This window comes from Amycolatopsis sp. NPDC051716 (genome assembly GCF_040681595.1).
GTDB lineage: Bacteria > Actinomycetota > Actinomycetes > Mycobacteriales > Pseudonocardiaceae > Amycolatopsis.
This window is the reverse complement of sequence record NZ_JBFAZA010000072.1, coordinates 1-18447: the sequence shown is the minus strand read 5'-3', so window position 1 is coordinate 18447 and position 18447 is coordinate 1. Positions and strand designations below refer to the sequence as shown.

Annotated in this window: 14 protein-coding genes; 8 read left to right on the top strand and 6 right to left on the bottom strand. The window is 72.0% G+C overall.

What is annotated here, in order from left to right:
- The first annotated feature begins 247 nt into the window (after positions 1–247).
- Positions 248–1036 (top strand): trypsin-like peptidase domain-containing protein, encoded by a 789-nt coding sequence (locus tag AB0M30_RS46735; RefSeq protein ID WP_364598966.1) that lies wholly within the window; start codon positions 248–250, stop codon positions 1034–1036.
- A gap of 156 nt (positions 1037–1192) precedes the next feature.
- Here the strand turns inward: AB0M30_RS46735 and AB0M30_RS46730 are convergent, their stop codons facing one another.
- Positions 1193–2020: a DUF11 domain-containing protein gene (locus AB0M30_RS46730; protein WP_364598972.1), complete on the bottom strand. Its 828-nt coding sequence runs from the start codon at positions 2018–2020 to the stop codon at positions 1193–1195.
- 175 nt (positions 2021–2195) lie between these two features.
- Positions 2196–2837 carry a helix-turn-helix domain-containing protein gene (locus tag AB0M30_RS46725; RefSeq protein WP_364598963.1) on the bottom strand — a complete coding sequence of 214 codons (642 nt, stop codon included), beginning with the start codon at positions 2835–2837 and terminating at the stop codon, positions 2196–2198.
- 85 nt (positions 2838–2922) lie between these two features.
- Between AB0M30_RS46725 and AB0M30_RS46720 the strand changes: the two genes are divergently transcribed.
- From AB0M30_RS46720 to AB0M30_RS46700, 5 genes are all read left to right on the top strand, one after another.
- Complete coding sequence (locus tag AB0M30_RS46720) at positions 2923–4629, top strand: TIGR03086 family metal-binding protein (protein WP_364598960.1); 1707 nt, start codon at positions 2923–2925, stop codon at positions 4627–4629.
- Between the two features lie 1231 nt (positions 4630–5860).
- The gene (locus tag AB0M30_RS46715; RefSeq protein WP_364598957.1) at positions 5861–6250 is read left to right on the top strand and encodes a hypothetical protein; all 390 of its coding nucleotides are present in this window, start codon (positions 5861–5863) and stop codon (positions 6248–6250) included.
- Positions 6251–6581: 331 nt separating this feature from the next.
- The gene (locus AB0M30_RS46710; RefSeq protein ID WP_364598954.1) at positions 6582–7163 is read left to right on the top strand and encodes a TetR/AcrR family transcriptional regulator; all 582 of its coding nucleotides are present in this window, start codon (positions 6582–6584) and stop codon (positions 7161–7163) included.
- A 20-nt stretch (positions 7164–7183) separates the two neighbouring features.
- Positions 7184–8356, top strand: coding sequence for a Glu/Leu/Phe/Val dehydrogenase dimerization domain-containing protein (locus AB0M30_RS46705; protein ID WP_364598951.1), 1173 nt, complete (start codon positions 7184–7186; stop codon positions 8354–8356).
- 43 nt (positions 8357–8399) lie between these two features.
- Positions 8400–9428 carry an LLM class flavin-dependent oxidoreductase gene (locus AB0M30_RS46700; RefSeq protein ID WP_364598948.1) on the top strand — a complete coding sequence of 343 codons (1029 nt, stop codon included), beginning with the start codon at positions 8400–8402 and terminating at the stop codon, positions 9426–9428.
- On the opposite strand, the gene kstD is transcribed toward AB0M30_RS46700, so the two are convergent.
- On the bottom strand, positions 9425–11149 hold the full coding sequence (kstD, locus tag AB0M30_RS46695) for a 3-oxosteroid 1-dehydrogenase (RefSeq protein WP_364598945.1): 1725 nt from the start codon (positions 11147–11149) through the stop codon (positions 9425–9427). The genes AB0M30_RS46700 and kstD overlap by 4 nt on opposite strands.
- Positions 11150–11291: 142 nt before the next feature.
- Positions 11292–12482 (bottom strand): cytochrome P450, encoded by a 1191-nt coding sequence (locus AB0M30_RS46690; protein WP_364598942.1) that lies wholly within the window; start codon positions 12480–12482, stop codon positions 11292–11294.
- Between the two features lie 204 nt (positions 12483–12686).
- Here AB0M30_RS46690 and AB0M30_RS46685 point away from each other — a divergent pair, with 204 nt between their 5' ends.
- Positions 12687–13388 carry an SDR family NAD(P)-dependent oxidoreductase gene (locus AB0M30_RS46685; protein ID WP_364598969.1) on the top strand — a complete coding sequence of 234 codons (702 nt, stop codon included), beginning with the start codon at positions 12687–12689 and terminating at the stop codon, positions 13386–13388.
- Here the strand turns inward: AB0M30_RS46685 and AB0M30_RS46680 are convergent.
- Entirely contained in the window at positions 13385–14665 is a 1281-nt protein-coding gene (locus tag AB0M30_RS46680) for a 6-phospho-beta-glucosidase (protein WP_364598939.1), read from the bottom strand. The two genes, AB0M30_RS46685 and AB0M30_RS46680, sit on opposite strands and share 4 nt — an antisense overlap.
- Positions 14666–14822: 157 nt before the next feature.
- Here AB0M30_RS46680 and AB0M30_RS46675 point away from each other — a divergent pair, with 157 nt between their 5' ends.
- Positions 14823–15848 carry a carbohydrate kinase family protein gene (locus AB0M30_RS46675; RefSeq protein WP_364598936.1) on the top strand — a complete coding sequence of 342 codons (1026 nt, stop codon included), beginning with the start codon at positions 14823–14825 and terminating at the stop codon, positions 15846–15848.
- Positions 15849–15882: 34 nt separating this feature from the next.
- Here AB0M30_RS46675 and AB0M30_RS46670 read toward each other — a convergent pair whose 3' ends face one another.
- Positions 15883–17943, bottom strand: coding sequence for a PQQ-dependent sugar dehydrogenase (locus tag AB0M30_RS46670; protein WP_364598933.1), 2061 nt, complete (start codon positions 17941–17943; stop codon positions 15883–15885).
- Positions 17944–18447 lie beyond the last annotated feature (504 nt).

Sequence of the window (18447 nt, the reverse complement as noted above, 5' to 3'; positions counted from 1 at the left end):
CCAGACCGACCGCACCAACTACCCAGCAACCATCACCATCACGATCATCACCGAGTTGACACACGCCCCTGAGCCTTAACTTTCCGGCATTGAGGCTAACCGCGTCCGCCGGTCCGCCGCCGCCTCGCGCCGAAGACCGCGCTTTCGGGCGGCCCGTCCCTGTGCGGCGCTGTGCGGTCGCTATGAGGTCGCTGTGCATCCGGCTCCGCACGCTGCGGATGCGGCGGTGCTGTGGTGATCTGAAGCGGTGGCGATCGAGTTTCCCCGCACCGCGCTGACGGCCGCGGCGGCGTTGCTGGTCATGGGGACCGGGCTGGTCCTCGGCACCGGCACGACCGCCGACGACGCCTACGCGGCGGGCGCGCCCACGCCGGTCACCACTCCGGTCACCGCCCCCGTCACCACTCCGGTCGCCGCCGCCCCGGTCGCCTCGCCCGCTCCGGCGAAACCCGCCGCCTCCCCGGTCGGGGCGCTGTTCGCGGGCGGTCGCCACTTCTGCACGGCAAGCGTCGTGCACTCCACCGCCGGCGACCTCGTCCTGACCGCCGCGCACTGCGTCCGGGACGGCATGACCTTCGCCCCGGGCTACCACGACGGCGTCGCGCCGCTGGGGATGTGGACGGTGACGTCGGCGGCCGTCGCCGGCGGCTGGACGTCTTCGGCGGACCCGGATCTGGATTTCGCGTTCCTGACCGTCCGGCAGACCGGAAACCCGGCCTCGCTGGAAAGCCTCACCGGCGCGAACGTGCTCGGCACGAATCGCGGATTCGAGCACCGGATCACCCTCACGGGCTACCCCGACACGACCGATTCCCCGGTCGTCTGCGACGGGGACACCACGCGTTCCGGCAGTTACCAGCTGCGCGTGGCGTGCCCCGGTTTCCCGGACGGAACCAGCGGCGGCCCGTGGGTGACCGGCGGCGCGGTGATCGGCGTGATCGGCGGTTACCAGCTCGGCGGCGACACCCCGGACGTTTCCTACAGCGCCTATTTCGACGACGACATCGCGAAGCTGTACGCGTCGGTCACCGGCTAGTGTCGCGCGTCGCAAGTTGTTTGACGTCCGGGAAGAGCGGGGACCGGGCCGCTGTCACTGAACTTCGGACGCGCGACACTAGTTCCTGGCCGGAACGCGAAACCGGGCCCGGGTCCCTGGCGGAGGACACGAGCCCGGTTCACCTCTCGCGAACCCTCAGCAGGTCACGATGAGCCCGGTGAGCGCCGAGCACGTCTTCGACGCGCTGTCGTTGGCGGGGTTGGGATCCAACGGCGAACTCGCCGTCCGCTTCGCGGTCGTGGTGTACGAACCGAGCGCGAGCAGGCCGCCGTTCACCGAGAACTTCGGTGTCGCCGACGCGCCGCTGGCCAGCGAAGCGACGTCACAGTTCACGGTCCGGGTGCCGCTGACGGCGGCGCACCCGGAGCCACTGGCGAACGACAGACCCGCCGGATACGTGGCCACGACCCGGGTTCCGGTCGCCGTGGCCGGGCCGGTGTTCGTCACGGTGACGGTGTAGTCGATGCGCGCGTTCAGCCCGCCGTGCCCGGTGGCGCCCAGCGCGACCTTGACGTCGGCCTGCGCGGCCGGGTCGGCGACGGTGATCACCGGGCCGTCGAGGGTATCGAACGAGAAGTTGTCGCCGACGAACTGGTGCTGCAGCGTGAACTGCCCGGGTGCCGCGGTGTCCTTGACGCGCAAGGTCCACACCGTGGTCTTCGTGCCGCCCGCCTCGAGGTCGCCGAACGCGGCACGGTAACTGCTCCCGAACTGGAAGCAGCCGACCGCCGTCGTGTTGGTGCAGGACACGACGTCGGCGACGTCGACGATCGCGGTCGGGGTGCCGTAAATGGCGCCCTTCGCGAAAGTCACCGTGAAATCGGTGGGGTTGTGAATGGTTTGCGTGATCGTGAATGTCTGTCCCGGCAGCACCGTGGTGGGACTGACTTCGACGGAACTGGTGGGCGTGTCCGCCTGCGCAGCGGGGGCGATTGCGATGAACGCCGTGGCCAGTGCGGCCACCGAGGACAGGATCGTGGTCCGTCGCCAGGTTCTTTGCATAGTCGTCATCTCGCTGTTCCAGTCCGGGGAATGCCGCTCTGACAGATCTTGCATAGGTCTTTTCGGACGCCGACGCTGATCAGTCGTCGCGCTCCCGGAATTCGTTACCGCCATCCGGACGCGCCCGGCACCTCCGTCAGGCGGGACGCCAGCGGCCGTTCATCTCACCGGGCCGGGGCGGCGGACCCGGCAGATCCGGGCCGGTCGCCGACAACCCCTCGATGAGCAGCGCGAGGTACCGGTGCCGCAGCTGCGACGTCCGCTCCTCGTCGTCGACGCGGATGGCGGCGCAGCACTCGAGGATCATGCCGATGTCTTCGGTGACGGCGTCCGGCCGCAGGCGCCCGGTTTCGCGCGCCCGCTCGACCAGGTGCTTCGTCAGCTCGCCCGCCCGCCGCGCGTCCTGGCCCATCTCGGGGGTCGGGGTGAACGTGCCGGCGAGGTGGACGGTCAACGAGTGCACGTCGAGTTCGACGACCCGGGCGAGGAAGCCGGTCAGCGCCGCCCAGCCGTCCGGTTCCTCGGCGGCGACTTCGGCCTCGCCGATGTACATGAGGAGCCCGTCGTGGCAGATGCGGCAAAGCAGGGCTTCCTTGCTCGGGTACCGGCGGTAGAGCGCGCTGATGCCGACGCCGGCGCGCTCGGCGACCTGGGAGATCGGCGCCTTCGGGTCGCCGAGGAAGACGTGGCGGGCGGCGTCGAGGATGACGATGTTGTTGCGGGCGGCCTGGCCTCGGCGGCCGGGCAGGGCGGTCTCGGGCGGGGCTGTCTCACGCATGGGCCGAGATTACCACTGGAACGGATCATTCCGGTCTGCTAGAGTTCGGAACGAAGCATTCCGTTCCACTCCGAAGGAGCCAGTCATGACGGTCCCCGCCCTCCGCCCGTTCCGCGCCGAGATCCCGCAGCCCGCCCTCGAGGACCTGCAGAACCGCCTGCGCGGGGCGCTGTGGCCGGACGACCTGCCCGCGGAGTACGGCGTCACGAACGAGCGGGTCCGCGCGCTGGCCGAGTACTGGCTGGAGAAGTTCGACTGGCGGGCGTTCGAGGCGCGGCTCAACGCCCACCCGCAGTTCGTGACGGAGATCGACGGCGAGACCATCCACTTCCTGCACGTCCGCTCGTCGCGGGCGGACGCGACACCGCTGGTGCTGACGCACGGCTGGCCGGGCTCGATCGTGGAGTACCTCGACGTGATCGGCCCGCTGACCGAGCCGTCGTCGGCCGACGAGCCGGCGTTCCACCTGGTCATCCCGTCCCTGCCGGGCTTCGGCTTCTCGGGCCCGGCCCGGTCGGCGGGCTGGGGCACGCACCGCACGGCGGCGGCGTGGACCGAGCTGATGAGCCGCCTGGGTTACGAGAAGTACGGCGCGGTGGGCAACGACGCGGGATCGATGATTTCGCCGGAGATCGGCCGGAACGCACCGGACAAGGTGGTCGGAGTGCACGTCACGCAGCTGTTCTCGTTCCCCTCCGGCGACCCGGCGGAGATGGCGGACCTGAGCGAAGCCGACCAGGCCGCGCTCGCGCACCTGCAGTGGTTCTACGAGAACATGTTTTCCTTCAACACGCTGCACAGCCAGCAGCCGCACACGCTGGCGTTCGCGCTCGCGGACTCGCCGCTGGGCCTGCTGGCGTGGAACGCGCAGCTGTTCGGCGAGCACCTGGACCCGGAGTTCGTCCTGGCGAACGTGGCGCTGTACTGGCTGACCCGCACCGGCGGCTCGTCGATCCGCTTCTACTACGAGGACGCGCACACGACTTCACACCCGGAGGGTCCGACGACGGTCCCGACGGGCCTGGCGATGTTCGCGGGCGACTTCCAATCGATCAGGCGATTCGCCGAGCGCGACCACGCGAACATCGTCAGCTGGCACAGCTACGACGTGACATCGAGCAGCGGCGGCCCCCGCGACGCGGCGGGCCACTACGCGGCCCACGAGGCCACGGAGGTCCTGGTGGCCGACATCCGCCAGTTCTTCGCCGGCCTGAACCGCGGCTCGTCCTGGCCGATCCTGGAGGCAGCCCACGAAGCTCTGCGGTCGGCGATCGCGGGCGTGACGGACTGGTCGGCCCCGACGCCGTGCGCGGAGTGGAACGTGACCCAGGTCCTCCAGCACGCAGCAGGCGACCAGCTGGGCTACGCGGCAGCGATCACGGGTTCGGGCGGCCCGGACTTCAACCCGTTCGCCCCGTCGGGCAAGCTCCCCACCCCGGCCGCGGAGTTCCTGGAGCCAACCCTGTCAGCCTCGGCGGCGGCGTTCGCCACGGTGGCCCCGGACGCCCCTTCGGTCCCGACACCGTTGCCGCAGGGAGCGTTCCCGGCCCCGGTGGCGGTGGGAGCGGCGGCATTGGACGCGGCGGTCCACGCATGGGACATCGCCAGGGCGGCGGGCCAGGAGTCCCCGCTGACGCCGAAGCTGGCCGAGCAGCTGCTCCCGGTCGCCCGCCAGCTGGCCGAGCCCCTGCGCGGCTTCGCGTACGCCCCGGCGTTGGAGGGCAAAGCCGACGACGACGCGGTCGCAACGCTGCTCCGGTACCTGGGCCGCAACCCGGAGTGGACCGCCTGAGGCCCCCGAGGGTCCCGGAGGCCCTGGGGGTCCGAGGGCCGGAGACCCCGGAGGCCGCGGGGGCCGGGGGGCCGGAGGCCCCGGGGGTCCCGAGGCCAGAGGCCGCGGGGGGCCGAGGGGCCGGAGGCCGCGGGGGGCCGAGGGGCCGGAGGCCGCGGGGGTCCCGGAGGCCGTGGGTCCGAGGGGCCGGAGACCCCGAGGGTCCCGGAGGCCCTGGGGGTCCGAGGGGCCGGAGGCCCCGGGAGTCCTGGAGGCCGGAGGCCCCGGGAGTCCGAGGGGCCGGAGACCCCGAAGATCCCGGAGGCCAGAGGCCCGGGGTCCGGGAGGCCAGAGGGCCCGGGGCCGGGAGGCCCGGGGCCGGCGAGACCGGCGCGGGGGCCGAGGGACGGGGCGGGAGTGTCGGGAGCCGCAGTCGCGGCCCCGGCACTCCTGTACGCGCGCCACCAGCTCCGCTCCAACCCCAAGCAGCGGGCGACTTCGGCAACCGAGCGGCAGGGTTGTCCTCCCGCAAGAGCACCGCAGGGCGCTCCACCGCCCCGCCCCTCTTGGCTCGCTAGCCCCTTCCCCAGCGAGACCGCGGCCATCCACCTCTTGGTCACGGCTCTCCCCACCCTTCGGCCGCCCAGCAGCGCGGCCCGCCTGGTCTGTTGGCCAAGGCCTCGGCCACTGCCCCCTTTGGCCGCCCACCAGCCGAGCCCACCCCGGTCTGTTGGCCACCTGGCCTCGGCCACTGCTCATCCTTTGACCACCCGCCAGCTGAGCCCACCCCCGACCTGCTGGCCGACTCGGCCCCCCGGCCACTGCCCACCCGTGCCGCCCATGAGCCCGCCCCTCCTGCCCCGGCCACTCCCCAACAGCGCGGTCGCACCTTCCGGCCCTCCTGGACTCGGCCTTCCCACTTGCCGGCCGCCCAGCCAAGCCACCACCCCGGCCTGGGCGCCTGCCACTCCGCGCTACCCGGCCCACCAGCCAAACCCGCCGCCCTGGCCGCGCGAACCAACCCGCCTGCCACCTATCCGCAGCAGACTTGCCATCCCCGGCCATCGCCGGGCACACCCGCCATAGCCGCGCCCCCGGGCGAGGGTTCCTTGTTCTCCGAGCCCCTGGCCCAAACCAGGTTGGTGACAACGCACGGACCTGCGGCGAGATCGGGATGGCGCCCTGGCCCGCTGTGCGTGCCGGCGTCGCGGGACGGGGACCGGTCCCGGGCGAGACCCGCCACGCTGAGCACATGATGGAACCGGCTCCGCGGCGGCCTCCGGTCCTGATCGCCGCTCTGGTTGTGCTGCCGCTGGCGGCTTTCCTGTTCGGGATGACCGAGGGGGCCGTCGACGGGACGACAACAGGATGGACGTCGTTGGCCGTGCTGAGTTCGCTGCTGGCGATTCGCTTCAACGGGGCTCGGGTGACGTCGCTGGTCATTCTCGCCCTGCAGACCCTTTTGTGGCTCCCAGGCGCTCTCAAGCACATGAACGAGGCGGCAGCCACCCAGGCAGCGTCCTACGCCTTGATCGGCACGGCCCTGTTCTTGGCGGGCGCCGTCCTGGCTTGCCTGCCCGAGTCGACCCAGTACTACCGGCAGGCCGCGAAGTGGCGATCCCGCAGAAAGAGTCTCCGCTGATCCACGCTGCGCCCGCTCCCCCACAACAGCCCAAGCCGGCGTAGAACCGGCCGCGACCCGCGCGCGGCGAGCCCCGACCGGACCGACCGCTCACCCGCCGCCTCCCCCAAACCCGCGACGCCGAGCACCAGCCGCCAGCCGCCCGCGCGCCGCGAACCCCCACCGGACCGGCCCGCCAACCCCACCGCCGCCGATCACCCGACCGCGCCCCGAACCGCCACAAAAACCCCACCAAGCAACCCCCTCACCTGCGGTCCTGACCGTCCGCACAGGCCGAGGAACCCACATTCGGCGCCTCCCGCCCGCCCATTCCCCTCGGTACGGTGGCCGAATGATGCGGAAGGCCGTTGCCGTGCGGCGGGAGGAGATCGTCCGGGCCGCTCTTGCCCAAATTCGCTCCCGGGGCATCGCCGGTGTGCGGGCCGCCGATGTCGCTCACTCGCTCGATGTCAGCACCGCGCTGATCTTCTACCACTTCGGGACCCTTGAAACGCTCGTCATCGAAGCCTTCCGGCAAGCCGCCGAGCGCGAACTGACCAAACTGAACGATGAGCTCGGCAAAAGCGGGCCCGCCGACAAGCGGCTTCGCGCCGTTCTCGCCCTGTATGGGCCCTCGCACCACGACAACTGGCAGCTGTGGATCGAAGCCGGTGCCGCGGCCATGCGGGATGCCGCCCTGCGGGCCGTGCTGCAGCGGCTTGACCTGCGGTGGCGGGATGCCGTCGTCGCGCTGATCGCGGAGGGTGTCGGGGCCGGGACCTTCCGGTGCGCCGATCCGCACGGCGCCGCGTGGCGGCTGACCGCTCTTCTCGATGGGCTCGCCGTCCAGGTCGTCGCCCGGCAGGGCACCGTCACCGCCGGGGACTGTGACCGGTGGGTCGAGCAGGCGATGGCTTACGAGCTCGGATGTTGACCGGGGGATCAGGAGGGGCGATGACCGGAACAGCCTTGCTCGAAGTGGCGTGGACCGACCCCGTCACCGGGTGCCGCGGGTACCTGGTGATCGACCGGCTCGTGCGCGGCGTGGCCAGCGGCGGCCTGCGGATGCGCCGCGGCTGCTCGCTGTTCGAGGTCCGCGGCCTGGCCAGGGGCATGACGCTCAAGGAAGGCCTCAACTACGACCCCGACGGCCGGTACGTCCCCCTCGGCGGCGCCAAGGGCGGCATCGACTTCGACCCCTACGACGAGCGCGCCCGCGACGTCGTCGCCCGGTACCTGCACGCCATGCGGCCGCTCATCGAGCAGTACTGGACCATGGGCGAGGACCTGGGGCTGCGGCGGGACGTCATCGACGGCGTCATCGCCGAAATCGGCCTGCTCAGCCCGGTGCAGGCGATCTACCCGCTGCTCGAAGACCGCGACGCGGCGACCGCCCGGCTGGCGGAGGCCTTCCGGATCGAGGTCGGCGGGCTGGGGCTCGACGAACTCGTCGGCGGCCTCGGCGTCGCCCAGGCCACGCTCACCGGGCTCGAGATGCTCGGCCTCCACAACCGGCCGAACCGCGTCGTGGTGCAGGGCTTCGGCGCGATGGGCGGGGCCACCGCCCGCTTCCTCGCCGACGCCGGGCTGCGCGTGGTCGGCGTCTCGGACGTCCGCGGGGTCGTCGCCAACCCGGCCGGGCTCGACGTCGAAAACCTGCTCCGGCACCGCGACCGCTTCGGCGGCATCGACCGCGACAACCTCAAGCCCGGCGACGAGCTCCTGCCGCCGGAAGCCTGGCTGGACGTGCCGGCCGAGGTGCTGGTGCCCGCGGCGATCTCCTACTGCGTCGACGCCGACAACCAGGCCAAGATCGGCGCGCAGCTCATCGTCGAGGCCGCGAACCTGCCGGTCACCCCCGACGCCGAAGAGCTCCTCGACGCGCGCGGCATCCGCGTGGTGCCGGACTTCGTCGCCAACTCGGCGACCAACTCGTGGTGGTGGTGGACGCTGTTCGGCGACGTCGGCGCGGACGCCGAGGAAGCCTTCGGCAAGGTCCGCGCCCGGATGCGCGCCCTGGTGACCAGCATGTTCGAGGTCGCCACCCTGGACGGCCTGAGCCTGCGCGCCGCCGCGCTGCAGCTGTCGGAGAAGAACCTCGAGGCCATCCAGGCCCGCTTCGGCTGAGACCGAAGGGAACGAATCCGCCGCGCAAGTAGTTGAGCGTTGTATGAAACTCGGCATCTACAGCTTCGGCGACCGCGCGCCGGACCCGCGCACCGGCGAACAGCCCACCGTGGCGCGGACGCTGGCCAACACCCTCGAGCGGATCAAGCTCGCCGACGAGCTGGGTCTCGGCTTCTACGGCCTCGGCGAGCACCACCTCGACCAGTACGCGATCTCCAACCCGGGCACCGTGCTGGCCGCCGCCTCGAGCGTCACGAACCAGATCACCCTGAGCTCCGCCGTGACCGTGCTGAGCACCGAGGACCCGGTCCGCCTCTACCAGCAGTTCACCACGCTCGACCAGCTCAGCCACGGCCGTGCCGAGCTGCTCGCCGGGCGCGGGTCGTTCACCGAGTCGTTCCCGCTGTTCGGCAACGACCTCGGCGACTACGACGAGCTCTTCGAGGAGAAGCTCGCCCTGCTCCTGCGCATCGACCGCGAAGACCCGCTCACCTGGTCCGGCCGGTTCCGCCCGCCGCTGGAGAACGCCCGGGTCCTGCCCCGGCCGTACGGCAGGCGCCTGCGCATCTCGGTCGGCACCGGCGGCAACCCGGAGTCGTCGATCCGCGCCGGGCTGCTCGGCCTGCCGGTGGTGTACGCCGTGATCGGCGGGCAGCCCGAGCGCTTCGCCCCGCTGGTCGACCTCTACCGCCGCGCCGGCGAGGCGGGCGAACAGGCCCCGGAGGACCTGCACGTCACCATGAGCGCGATCGGCTTCATCGCCGACAAGTCCCAGGACGCCAAGGAAACCTTCTACCCGTACTGGCTCGAGACGATGAAGTACGGCGCCCGCGCCCGCGGCTGGGCGGTCCCGACCCGCGCCGAGTACGACGAATACACCCGCGACGCGCAGGCGCTGTTCGTCGGCAGCCCCCAGGAGATCGCCGAGCGCCTGATCGCGGTCGGCAAGCTCACCGGCGCGGACCGGTACGCGATGCAGATGGACTGGTCCGGCGTCCCGCACGCCGACGTCATGCGGGCCATCGAGCTCCTCGGCACCGAAGTGCTTCCGTTGGTGGAAAAGGAGTTCTAGACGTCGTTCGCGGCGATGTAGCCGAACGTCATCGCGGGGCCGATGGTCGACCCCGCGCCGGCGTAGCTGTGGCCCATCACCGCCGCGCTCGCGTTGCCGGCCGCGTACAGGCCGGGGATCACCGAGCCGTCCGGGCGGAGCACCCGCGCCCGGGCGTCCGTGCGCATGCCGCCCTTCGTGCCGAGGTCGCCGGGGACGAGCCGCAGCGCGTAGTACGGCGCCGCCCACAACGGCGCCAGGCAGGAGTTCGGCGACACCGACGGATCCGTGTAGTAGTGGTCGTACGCGCTCGCGCCGCGGCGGAATTCGGGGTCGGTGCCGGACCGGGCGAAGCCGTTGAAGCGGTCCACAGTGGACTTCAACGCGGCCGGCGGCACGCCGATCTTCGCGCCGAGGTCCTGGACGGTCGACGCCTTGAAGACCGCGCCGGCGGCGTACCAGGCGTCCGGGAACGGCAGCAGCGGCGCGATGTCGCGGAAGAGGTACCGGTTGCGGTAGTTCTGGTCGACGATGAGCCACGCCGGGATGTCCGGCGCCGCCGGGTTCTTGTCGTACATCGTGTGCACGACGTCGCTGTAGGGCGCGGCTTCGTTGACGAACCGCTGCCCGGCCTGGTTGACGATCAGGCCGCCGGGCAGGGTCCGTTCGGCCAGGCAGAAGTACGGGTCGCCGGGGGTCGGGATGGCCGGGCCCCACCAGGCGTCTTCCATCAGGTCGAGGGCGGCTCCGGCGCGCTGCCCGGCGCGGTGGCCGTCGCCGGTGTTCTCCTTCGCGCCGACCGTCCAGTCGGTGCCGATCGGCTGCCGCTGGTACTGCGCGCGCATCGCCGCGTTGTGCTCGAACCCGCCCGAGCCGACGATCACGCCGCGCCGCGCCCGCACCAGCCCCTGCGGCGTCACGACGCCGGTGACCGCGCCGTTTTCGACGTTCAGGTCGACGAGCGGGGTGTTGAGCAGCACCGGGACGTTCGCCCGGAGCAGGCCGACGCGCAGGCCGGCGGCGAGCGACTGCCCCATGGTGAGCGGTTTCTGCCCGGCCAGTGCGGCGGCCGTGCCGCGGGCGAGGCATTCGGCGGCGACCGCGGCGCCCTTGGCGTTCACCAGGGCCAGATTCAGCCACTTGTAGTCGGCGCTGAAGACGACGAGCCCAGCCGGCGTGGCGAGGTAGGGCGGGTTCAGGTTCGCCAGCTCGGCCCCCAGCAGGCGCCCGTCGAACTGGTCCGGCTCGATCGACCGGCCGTTCGGCAGGCCGCCCGGGAGCTCCGGGTAGTAGTCGCTGTAGCCCTCCATGAACCGGAACCGCAGCGGGCTGTTCGCCAGGACGAAGTCGATCATCGCCGGGCCGTTGCGCAGGAATGCCTCCTGCCGCGCGGCCGGCACGTCCGGCCCGACGACGGCGGCGAGGTACTGCGCGGCCTTCGCGGGCGTGTCGGGCACCCCGGCGGCGAGCAGGACCCGGTTGTTCGGGATCCAGATGCCGGCGCCGGACCGGGCCGCGGAGCCGCCGAACGTCGGCGCCTTCTCGAGCACGACGACGCTCAGCCCCCGTTTGGCGGCGGTCAGCGCCGCGGTCATGCCCGCCGCACCGGATCCGACCACGACGACGTCGTACTCGGCCGCGGGTGCGGCCGCGGCGGGGTTCGCCAGCCCGGCGGTGACGGCGAGGCCCACCCCGGCGGCACTGCCGCGGAGGAGCTGACGACGGGTCAGGTCGGCATCCATGGCGCACTCCTCGCTCGCGGAACAGCGAGGGCCATGATTTCGGTCGCAGCCCGAAACTGGAACAGGTTCTACACGACTGGAGCAGTCCCGCCCGGCCCGGCTCGGCCGGTGGCGCCAACCGGGCGCGGCATTCGGCGCAGGCTCAAGCCGTCCAGGTCACCGGCACCTCCTCGGGCCCGCGCACCGACAGCGGCGGCCGCCAGGTGATCGTCTCCGGAGGTACCGCCAGCTCCAAGCCGGGCAGCCGGTCCAGCAGCGCCCGCAAGGCGATCTCACCCTCCAGCCGGGCCAGCGCCGCGCCGAGGCAGAAGTGGATCCCGTGCCCGAAGCCCAGCTGCGGGGCGTTCTTGCGGCGGATGTCGAACTCCGTCGCCATCGGGAACACGTTCTCGTCGCGGTTCGCGGCCCCGACGTGGGCCAGCACCGCCTCGCCGCGCCGCACCAGCACCCCGCCCAGCGGCACGTCCTCCAGCGCCACCCGCAGCAGCGACGAGTCGACCGGGCCGTCGTAGCGCATGATCTCCTCGACCGCCCCCGGGGTCAGCGCGGGATCGGCGCGCAACGCCGCCAGCTGCTCCGGGTGCCGGCACAGCAGGACGACCCCGCACCCGATCAGGCTGACCGTCGTCTCGTGCCCGGCGAGCAGCAGCTGGGTGGCCAGGTCGATCAGCTCCGGTTCGGTGAGCCGGTCGCCGTCCTCGTCGCGGGCGTGCACGAGGGCGCTCAGGAAGTCGTCCGCGGGGCGCGCGCGTTTCTCCGCCACCAGCGCGGCCATGTCCTCGGCGCCGTCGCGCCGCGCCCGCTCGACGTCGGCGGGAGCGTGCTGCATCGGCGTCACGATCACCCGCGACCACTGCCGGAAGCGCTCGCGGCCGGCGAACGGGACGCCGAGCAGCTCGCACATGACGGCGGTCGGCAGCGGGAAGGCGAACGCCTCGGCCAGGTCGGCCGGCGGGCCGTGCGCGATCATCGCCGCCAGGAGCCCGTCGGCGATCTCCTGGATCCGGGGCCGCAGCGCGGCGATCCGGCGGACGGTGAACGCCTGCGCCGACAACCGCCGCAGCCGCGTGTGGTCGGGCGGGTCCATGTTGAGGATGCTGTGCTCGCCGGTCGAGAAGTCGCCCGGCTCGATCAGGCACGGCGCCCCCGGGTACAGCAGGTCGCGGCTGAACCGCGGATCGGAGAAGACCGTGCGGACGTCGTCGTAGCGCGTCACCAGCCAGCCTTCGTGGCCGCTGGGGAACGCGATCCGGGACATCGGCGGGTGCCCGGCGTAGATCGCCCCCATCGGGACGGCGGGATGGTCCTTCTCGGCGGGGTAGGCAGCGGTCATGCGGCCGATGGTGAGCGCCGTTCCCGGCGTCCCGGAAGGCGAAGCAACCCGGAAAACCCGTCCGGACGCCGCAAATCGCCCGGACGGCCTCACCCAGGCAATGTCCTGTTCGGACTCCATGCCGACAAGTTGACGGCACACTCAACTTGAGACTAAGTTGAGGCCAGTCTCAATTTCTTCGAGAAGGAGGTTCCCTTGCCGAAAGTGCTCGCCGTCCTGGGCGTCGGTCCCGGGCTCGGCCTGTCGGTCGCCCACCGTTTCGGCCGCGAAGGCTTCACGACGGCGCTGGTTTCCCGCACCGACACGCGGCACGCGGGCTACCGCGCGTCGCTGGCCGGGATCACCGCCCCCACCTACACGGCCGACGTGACCGACGAAGCCCAGCTCCGCGACGTGCTCGTGCGCATCACGGCCGACGCCGGCGAGATCGACACGGTGTACTTCGGGCCGGCGGACGCGACGTCCGGTGGGGGCATCACGCCGCTCACCGAGGCCGGCGGCGGCACCCTCCGCGCGGCGTTCGACGCCCTCGTGGTCCCGGCGGCGAAACTCGTCGAAGCCGTGCTGCCGGGCCTGCTGGCGCGCGGTTCGGGTTCACTGCTCTTCGCCGGCGGCCTGAGCGGCAAGTACCCGATGCCGATGCTCGGCAGTCTCGCCCCGGCGTCGGCGGCGCTGCGGATGTACGTGCTCACGTTGCACGCGGCCCTGCGGGAGAAGGGTGTCCACGCCGGGATTCTCACCATCGGCGGCCTCATCGAACGCGGCGACATCCACCGCATGCTCACCGCTCAGGACCACGGCTTCACCGTGGGCACGCTCGATCCGGACGACATCGCCGAGAAGGCGTGGGAGCTCTACACCGAGCGGGCAGCCGAAGCGGAGTTCACCACGATGGCCGTGGCCTAAGCGAGGTAGGCGAGTTCCGGGTGCGCGGCGACGTAGGCGTCGAGCAGCCGCCGGGCGACCGGCACCGAGCCGACCAGCGGGTGCAGCGCGAACGCCCGCAGCGCCGCCGCCCGCGAACCCGTCGTCGCCGCCTCGATCGCCGCCCGCTCGACCGCCTTGACCGTCGTCACCAGGCCCAGCGCGTGGGCCGCCAGCGGCGCGGCGGCGAGCGGGCGGGCGCCGTCCGCGCCGACCGTGCACGGGACCTCGACGACCGCGTCACCCGGCACGCCCGGGAGCGCGGAACCGTTGCGGACGTTGAGGATCAGCGTGGTGCGCTCGCCGTGCGCGAGGGCGCGCATCAAGGCCAGCGCGACCTTCTCGTAGCCACCGCCCTCGAGGTCGTCACGCTCCCCCTCGCGCGTCTCGGCCATGTACGTCGCTTCGCGTTCCAGGCGCGTGCGTTCCCACGACGCCAGCGAAGGTTCCGCGTAGAAACCGCGTTGCTGCTCGAGGAGGAACGCACCGCGCGACGCCGAGCCGGCGGCCTCGCGGGCGAAGTAGTAATAGTGCAGGTATTCGTTGGGGACCGCGCCCAGCGTGCGCAGCCAGTCCGCACCGAAGAGCCTGCCCTCCTCGAACGACTCGCACGCCGCGGTGTCGGCGAGCAGCCGCGGCAGCACGTTCTGACCGCCGACGCGGACCGAGCGGAGCCAGCCGAGGTGGTTGAGCCCCGCGTAGTCGAACTTCGCCGACGCCGCGTCGATGCCGAGGGCCCGGGCGACGCGGCGGCACAGCCCGGCCGGGGAGTCGCAGATGCCGATCACCCGGCCGCCGAGGTGCGCGGCCATCGCTTCGGTGACCATCCCGGCGGGGTTGGTGAAGTTGATGACCCACGCGCGCGGCGCCAGCTCGCCGATCAGCCGCGCGAGGGCGATCGCGACCGGGATCGTCCGCAGCCCGTAGGCGATCCCGCCCGCACCGGCCGTTTCCTGCCCCAGCACGCCTTCCGCGTGCGCGACCTGCTCGTCCAGCCGCCGGCCGCGCAGGCCGCCGACCCGGATGGCCGAGAACACGAAGTCCACATCGGACACCGCGGCGGCGAGGTCGGTGGTCGTGCGCACCCGCGGCGCGTTCGCCGCGCCGGCGGCCTGCTCGGCCAGGACCCGTTCGATCGCCGCGAGGCGACCGGCGTCGACGTCGTGCAGGACGAGCTCGGTGACCTCGCCACCGGCCAGCAGCGCACCGTGCACGAGCGGCACGCGGAACCCGCCGCCGCCGAGGATCGCCAGCTTCATCGCGGAGTGCTTTGCTGGATCCGGGGGCCGGCTTGCCGCATCCGGCGACCATAGCAGCCGTGAGCACGCAATCCGCGGCTCAACCGGCCGAGCTCTTGCGGATCTCGCGCCGCTGACGCAGGCTCGGGCCACCGTTGCCTGATCCGTGGAGGCGCCCGTGCCGGCCGAGCCCGCCCCCGAAGTCGATGTCTTCCTGTCCGGCCTGCTGTTCTTCGACCTCGTCTTCACCGGGCTCGAACACCCGCCGGCGCCGGGCACCGAGGTGTGGACGGGCGGCATGGGTTCGGGACCGGGCGGGATCGCGAACTTCGCCGTCGCGCTGAGCCGCCTCGGCCTGCGCACATCGCTGGCGGCGGCGTTCGGCACCGACGTCTACGGGCGCTACTGCTGGGACGTGCTGACCCGGCAGGAGCGCATCGACCTGTCGCGGTCGCGGCGGTTCCCGGAGTGGCACTCGCCGGTGACGGTCTCGCTGGCCTACGCGGGCGACCGCGCGATGGTCACCCACGGCCACCCGCCACCCGTCCCGGTCGCGGAACTCGCCGGTTCGCCGCCGCCGAGCCGGGCGACGGTGGCGCACATCGGCCTCGACACGGCCGAGTGGGTCCACACCGCGCACCAGTCGGGCAGCCTCGTGTTCGCCGACGTCGGCTGGGACCCGTCCGAAGCCTGGTCGCCGGCGTTGCTGGAGCAGCTGGCGTGCTGCCACGCCTTCCTGCCGAACGAAATCGAGGCGATGCGCTACACCCGCACGGACACCCCCGAAGCGGCGTTGGCCCGGCTGGCGGACCTGGTCCCGATCGCGGTGATCACCCGCGGCGGCGAGGGCGTGCTGGCCGTGGACGGGACGACCAGCGAGACGGCGGCGGTCCCGGCGCTCCCGGTCGACGTGCTGGACGCCACGGGCGCGGGTGACGTGTTCGGCGCCGGTTTCGTGGCCGCGACGCTGACGGGCTGGCCCCTGGTGGAGCGCCTCCGGTTCGCCTGCCTGACGGCGAGCCTGTCGGTGCAGCACTTCGGCGGTGCGCTGGCGGCGCCGGGCTGGCACGAGATCGCCCAGTGGCACGCGCGGACCCGCAGCCCGGACTACGCGTTCCTGGACGAAGTGCTGCCGTCGGAGACGGTGGCGGGGATCCGCCGCGGCCCGGTGACCCTCGGCTTCGGCGACGACGGCTGGCGCTGACCGGGGGCCGGGCCGGCCCCCGGTCAGCGCGCCCTCACCCCACCGACACCCGCAGGATCTTGTTGTGGCTGTTGTGCGGGGTGCTGTCCTTGTCACCGTCCACACTGGTCGCCAGCCACATCTGCCCGTCCGGAGCGGGTTCGACCGTGCGGAGCCGGCCGTACGTGCCGTTGAAGAACGTCTGGAAGTTCGTCAGCGAGCTGCCGCTGATCACCGCGCGGTAGAGCCGCGCCCCGCGCTGGCAGGCCACGTACAGCGCGTCACGGATGATCGTGATCCCGCTGCACGAGCCCTGCGCCACCGGGTACGTCTTCTTCGGCGCGATGGAGCCGCCGCACGAACCCGACGTCCCCTCGCACGCGGGCCAGCCGTAGTTGCCGCCCTTCACGATCAGGTTCGTCTCGTCCATGATGCTGTTGCCGAACTCCTGCTCCCACAGCCGGCCCTGGGAGTCGAACGCCAGGCCCTGGACGTTCCGGTGCCCGTAGCTCCACACCGCGTTGTGGAACGGGTTGTCCGCCGGGATCGAGCCGTCCGGGTTGATCCGCAGCACCTTTCCGTTGGGGCTGCTGGTGTTCGACGCGTTGTCGCCGTTCTGCGCGTCACCCGTGCCCGCGAACAGGTACCGGCCGTCGGGGCTGAACCGCAGCCGGCCGCCGTTGTGGAACTTGTTGCGCGCGATGCCCGTCAGCAGGATCTGCTCGGTGCTCGTGGTCAGCGAGTCGCCGGCCGGGTCGTACTTGATCCGGACGATCCGGTTGTCGCTGCCCGAGGTGTGCATGATGTAGAGCCAGTGGTCGGAAGCGAACGACGCCGGGTTGATCTCCAGCCCGGTCAGGCCGCCTTCGCCGTCGGTGCTCTGCACGTTGGGCACGGTCCCGATCGTCTTCTTCGCGCCGGTCTTCGGGTTCAGGTGGACGATCGCGTGCGCGTCACGCTGGTTGTAGAGGATCGTGCCGTCCGGCAGGGTCACCAGCCCCCACACGACGTCGTCGTCCGTGCCGACCTGCGTGGCGCCGCAGACCCCCTGCGACGGCGTGCAGTTCGAGCCGCCGGTGGTGGTGACGTCCAGGACCGGCGTGCTCGGGTCGCTGAGGTTGCCGTTCGCGTCGAAGGCCCGGACCTGCAGGTGGTACGCGGTGTTCGGGGTCAGCCCGCCGAGCGTGGTGCTCGTCGTGTCCGACGTGCCGATCTGCGTGCCGCCGTCGTAGATCCGGTAGCCGGCGACCCCCACCTCGTCGGTCGACGCCGTCCACGCCAGGCCGATCGAAGTGCTGTTGACCGCGGTGGTGTGCAGGTTCGACGGCGCCGACGGCGGCGTGTGGTCGTCGGACGGCGGCGTCTTCACGATCAGGGTGCCGCTGGCCTGCGAGACGTTCCCGGCCGCGTCCCGCGCGTTGACGTAGAAGCCGTAGGTGCTGTTCGGGGTGAGGTTGCCGCAGGTCGCCGTCAGCGCGCCGGTCGTGCTCGCGCAGAGCTGGCCGTCGCGGTAGACGTCGTAGCCCGTGACGCCGACGTCGTCGGCCGCCGCGGTCCAGGAGACGGTCGCGCTGAGGGGCGTGACCCCGGTGAGCGTCGGCGTGCCGGGCGGTGACGGCGGAACGACGTCGCCCGCCGAGCCGTAGACGCCGAATTCCTGCAGCGAGTAGCCCTTGGACGCGTCGGTGCGGCACCGTTTCGTGCCGTACACCCGGACGTACCGGCCGGCGCCGTCGAGGGCGGTCAGGTCTTCGACGCCGCCCTTGCCCGCGCTCGTCGCGTAGATCTTGGTCCACGTGACGTGGTCGGCGGACGTGTCGATTTCGTAGGCGGTGGCACAGGAGGCGTCCCACTGCAGCCGCACGCGGCTGACGTGCACCGCCGCGCCGAGGTCGACGTAAATCCACTGTGGATCGACGCCGGCCGCGCTGGCCCAGCGGGTCGCCGAGTCGCCGTCGACCGCATCGGCCGCCGGGCAGCACCCGCCCGACGACGACGCCGTCACGGGCTTTCCCTGCGACAGCAACGGGTCCGCGGCCCGCGCCGGCCCCGCCGTGATCATCGTGCCGGCGACGAGCGCCAGGGCGATCGCCCCCGCCCGAATCCGTCTGTTCATCCCGTCCTCCATGGCTGATGACGACGGCGGAGGTCGGGAAAAACCCTACGAGCGCGGCGACCCGGTGGTCAACTGGCGTCCCGGTCAACGGGCAGTAGCCGGCCGGACCGGTGCTCCCCACCAGCGCATGGCCGACTTTCACCTCAGGTGGAACGCTGGCCACGTAGAGCATGCCCCCGGCAAACACGGCCAGCAGCACGAGGGCGATGGCCAGCCACACGAATCGGAATCGCCGCACCCGCTGCTCCTCGGGCGGCAGCCGGACCACGGTAGGGCAGTATTGCCGCACCCGCCTTTCCAGCACGGCACAGTCGGCGGTGTTACTGCGGAAGGTCAGCCGTTTACGGTCGGCAAACTGGCGGACTTCGAAATATGCAGCGCTTTGTCCCCGCCCGCTCCGGACAGATCACCTAGTGTCGCGCGTCCGAAGTTCAGTGACAGCGGCCCGGTCCCCGAGCGCCCCAATGTGGCCTTGGTTGCGTTCAACGCACCCAAGGCGGCCTT

Bases quoted from the DNA above. Each gene is read 5' to 3' on its own strand.
- AB0M30_RS46725 (WP_364598963.1), bottom strand. From the start codon at position 2,837: ATGCGTGAGACAGCCCCGCCCGAGACCGCCCTGCCCGGCCGCCGAGGC.
- AB0M30_RS46720 (WP_364598960.1), top strand. From the start codon at position 2,923: ATGACGGTCCCCGCCCTCCGCCCGTTCCGCGCCGAGATCCCGCAGCCC.
- AB0M30_RS46715 (WP_364598957.1), top strand. From the start codon at position 5,861: ATGATGGAACCGGCTCCGCGGCGGCCTCCGGTCCTGATCGCCGCTCTG.
- AB0M30_RS46710 (WP_364598954.1), top strand. From the start codon at position 6,582: ATGATGCGGAAGGCCGTTGCCGTGCGGCGGGAGGAGATCGTCCGGGCC.
- AB0M30_RS46705 (WP_364598951.1), top strand. From the start codon at position 7,184: ATGACCGGAACAGCCTTGCTCGAAGTGGCGTGGACCGACCCCGTCACC.
- AB0M30_RS46700 (WP_364598948.1), top strand. From the start codon at position 8,400: ATGAAACTCGGCATCTACAGCTTCGGCGACCGCGCGCCGGACCCGCGC.
- kstD (WP_364598945.1), bottom strand. From the start codon at position 11,149: ATGGATGCCGACCTGACCCGTCGTCAGCTCCTCCGCGGCAGTGCCGCC.
- AB0M30_RS46690 (WP_364598942.1), bottom strand. From the start codon at position 12,482: ATGACCGCTGCCTACCCCGCCGAGAAGGACCATCCCGCCGTCCCGATG.
- AB0M30_RS46680 (WP_364598939.1), bottom strand. From the start codon at position 14,665: ATGAAGCTGGCGATCCTCGGCGGCGGCGGGTTCCGCGTGCCGCTCGTG.
- AB0M30_RS46670 (WP_364598933.1), bottom strand. From the start codon at position 17,943: ATGAACAGACGGATTCGGGCGGGGGCGATCGCCCTGGCGCTCGTCGCC.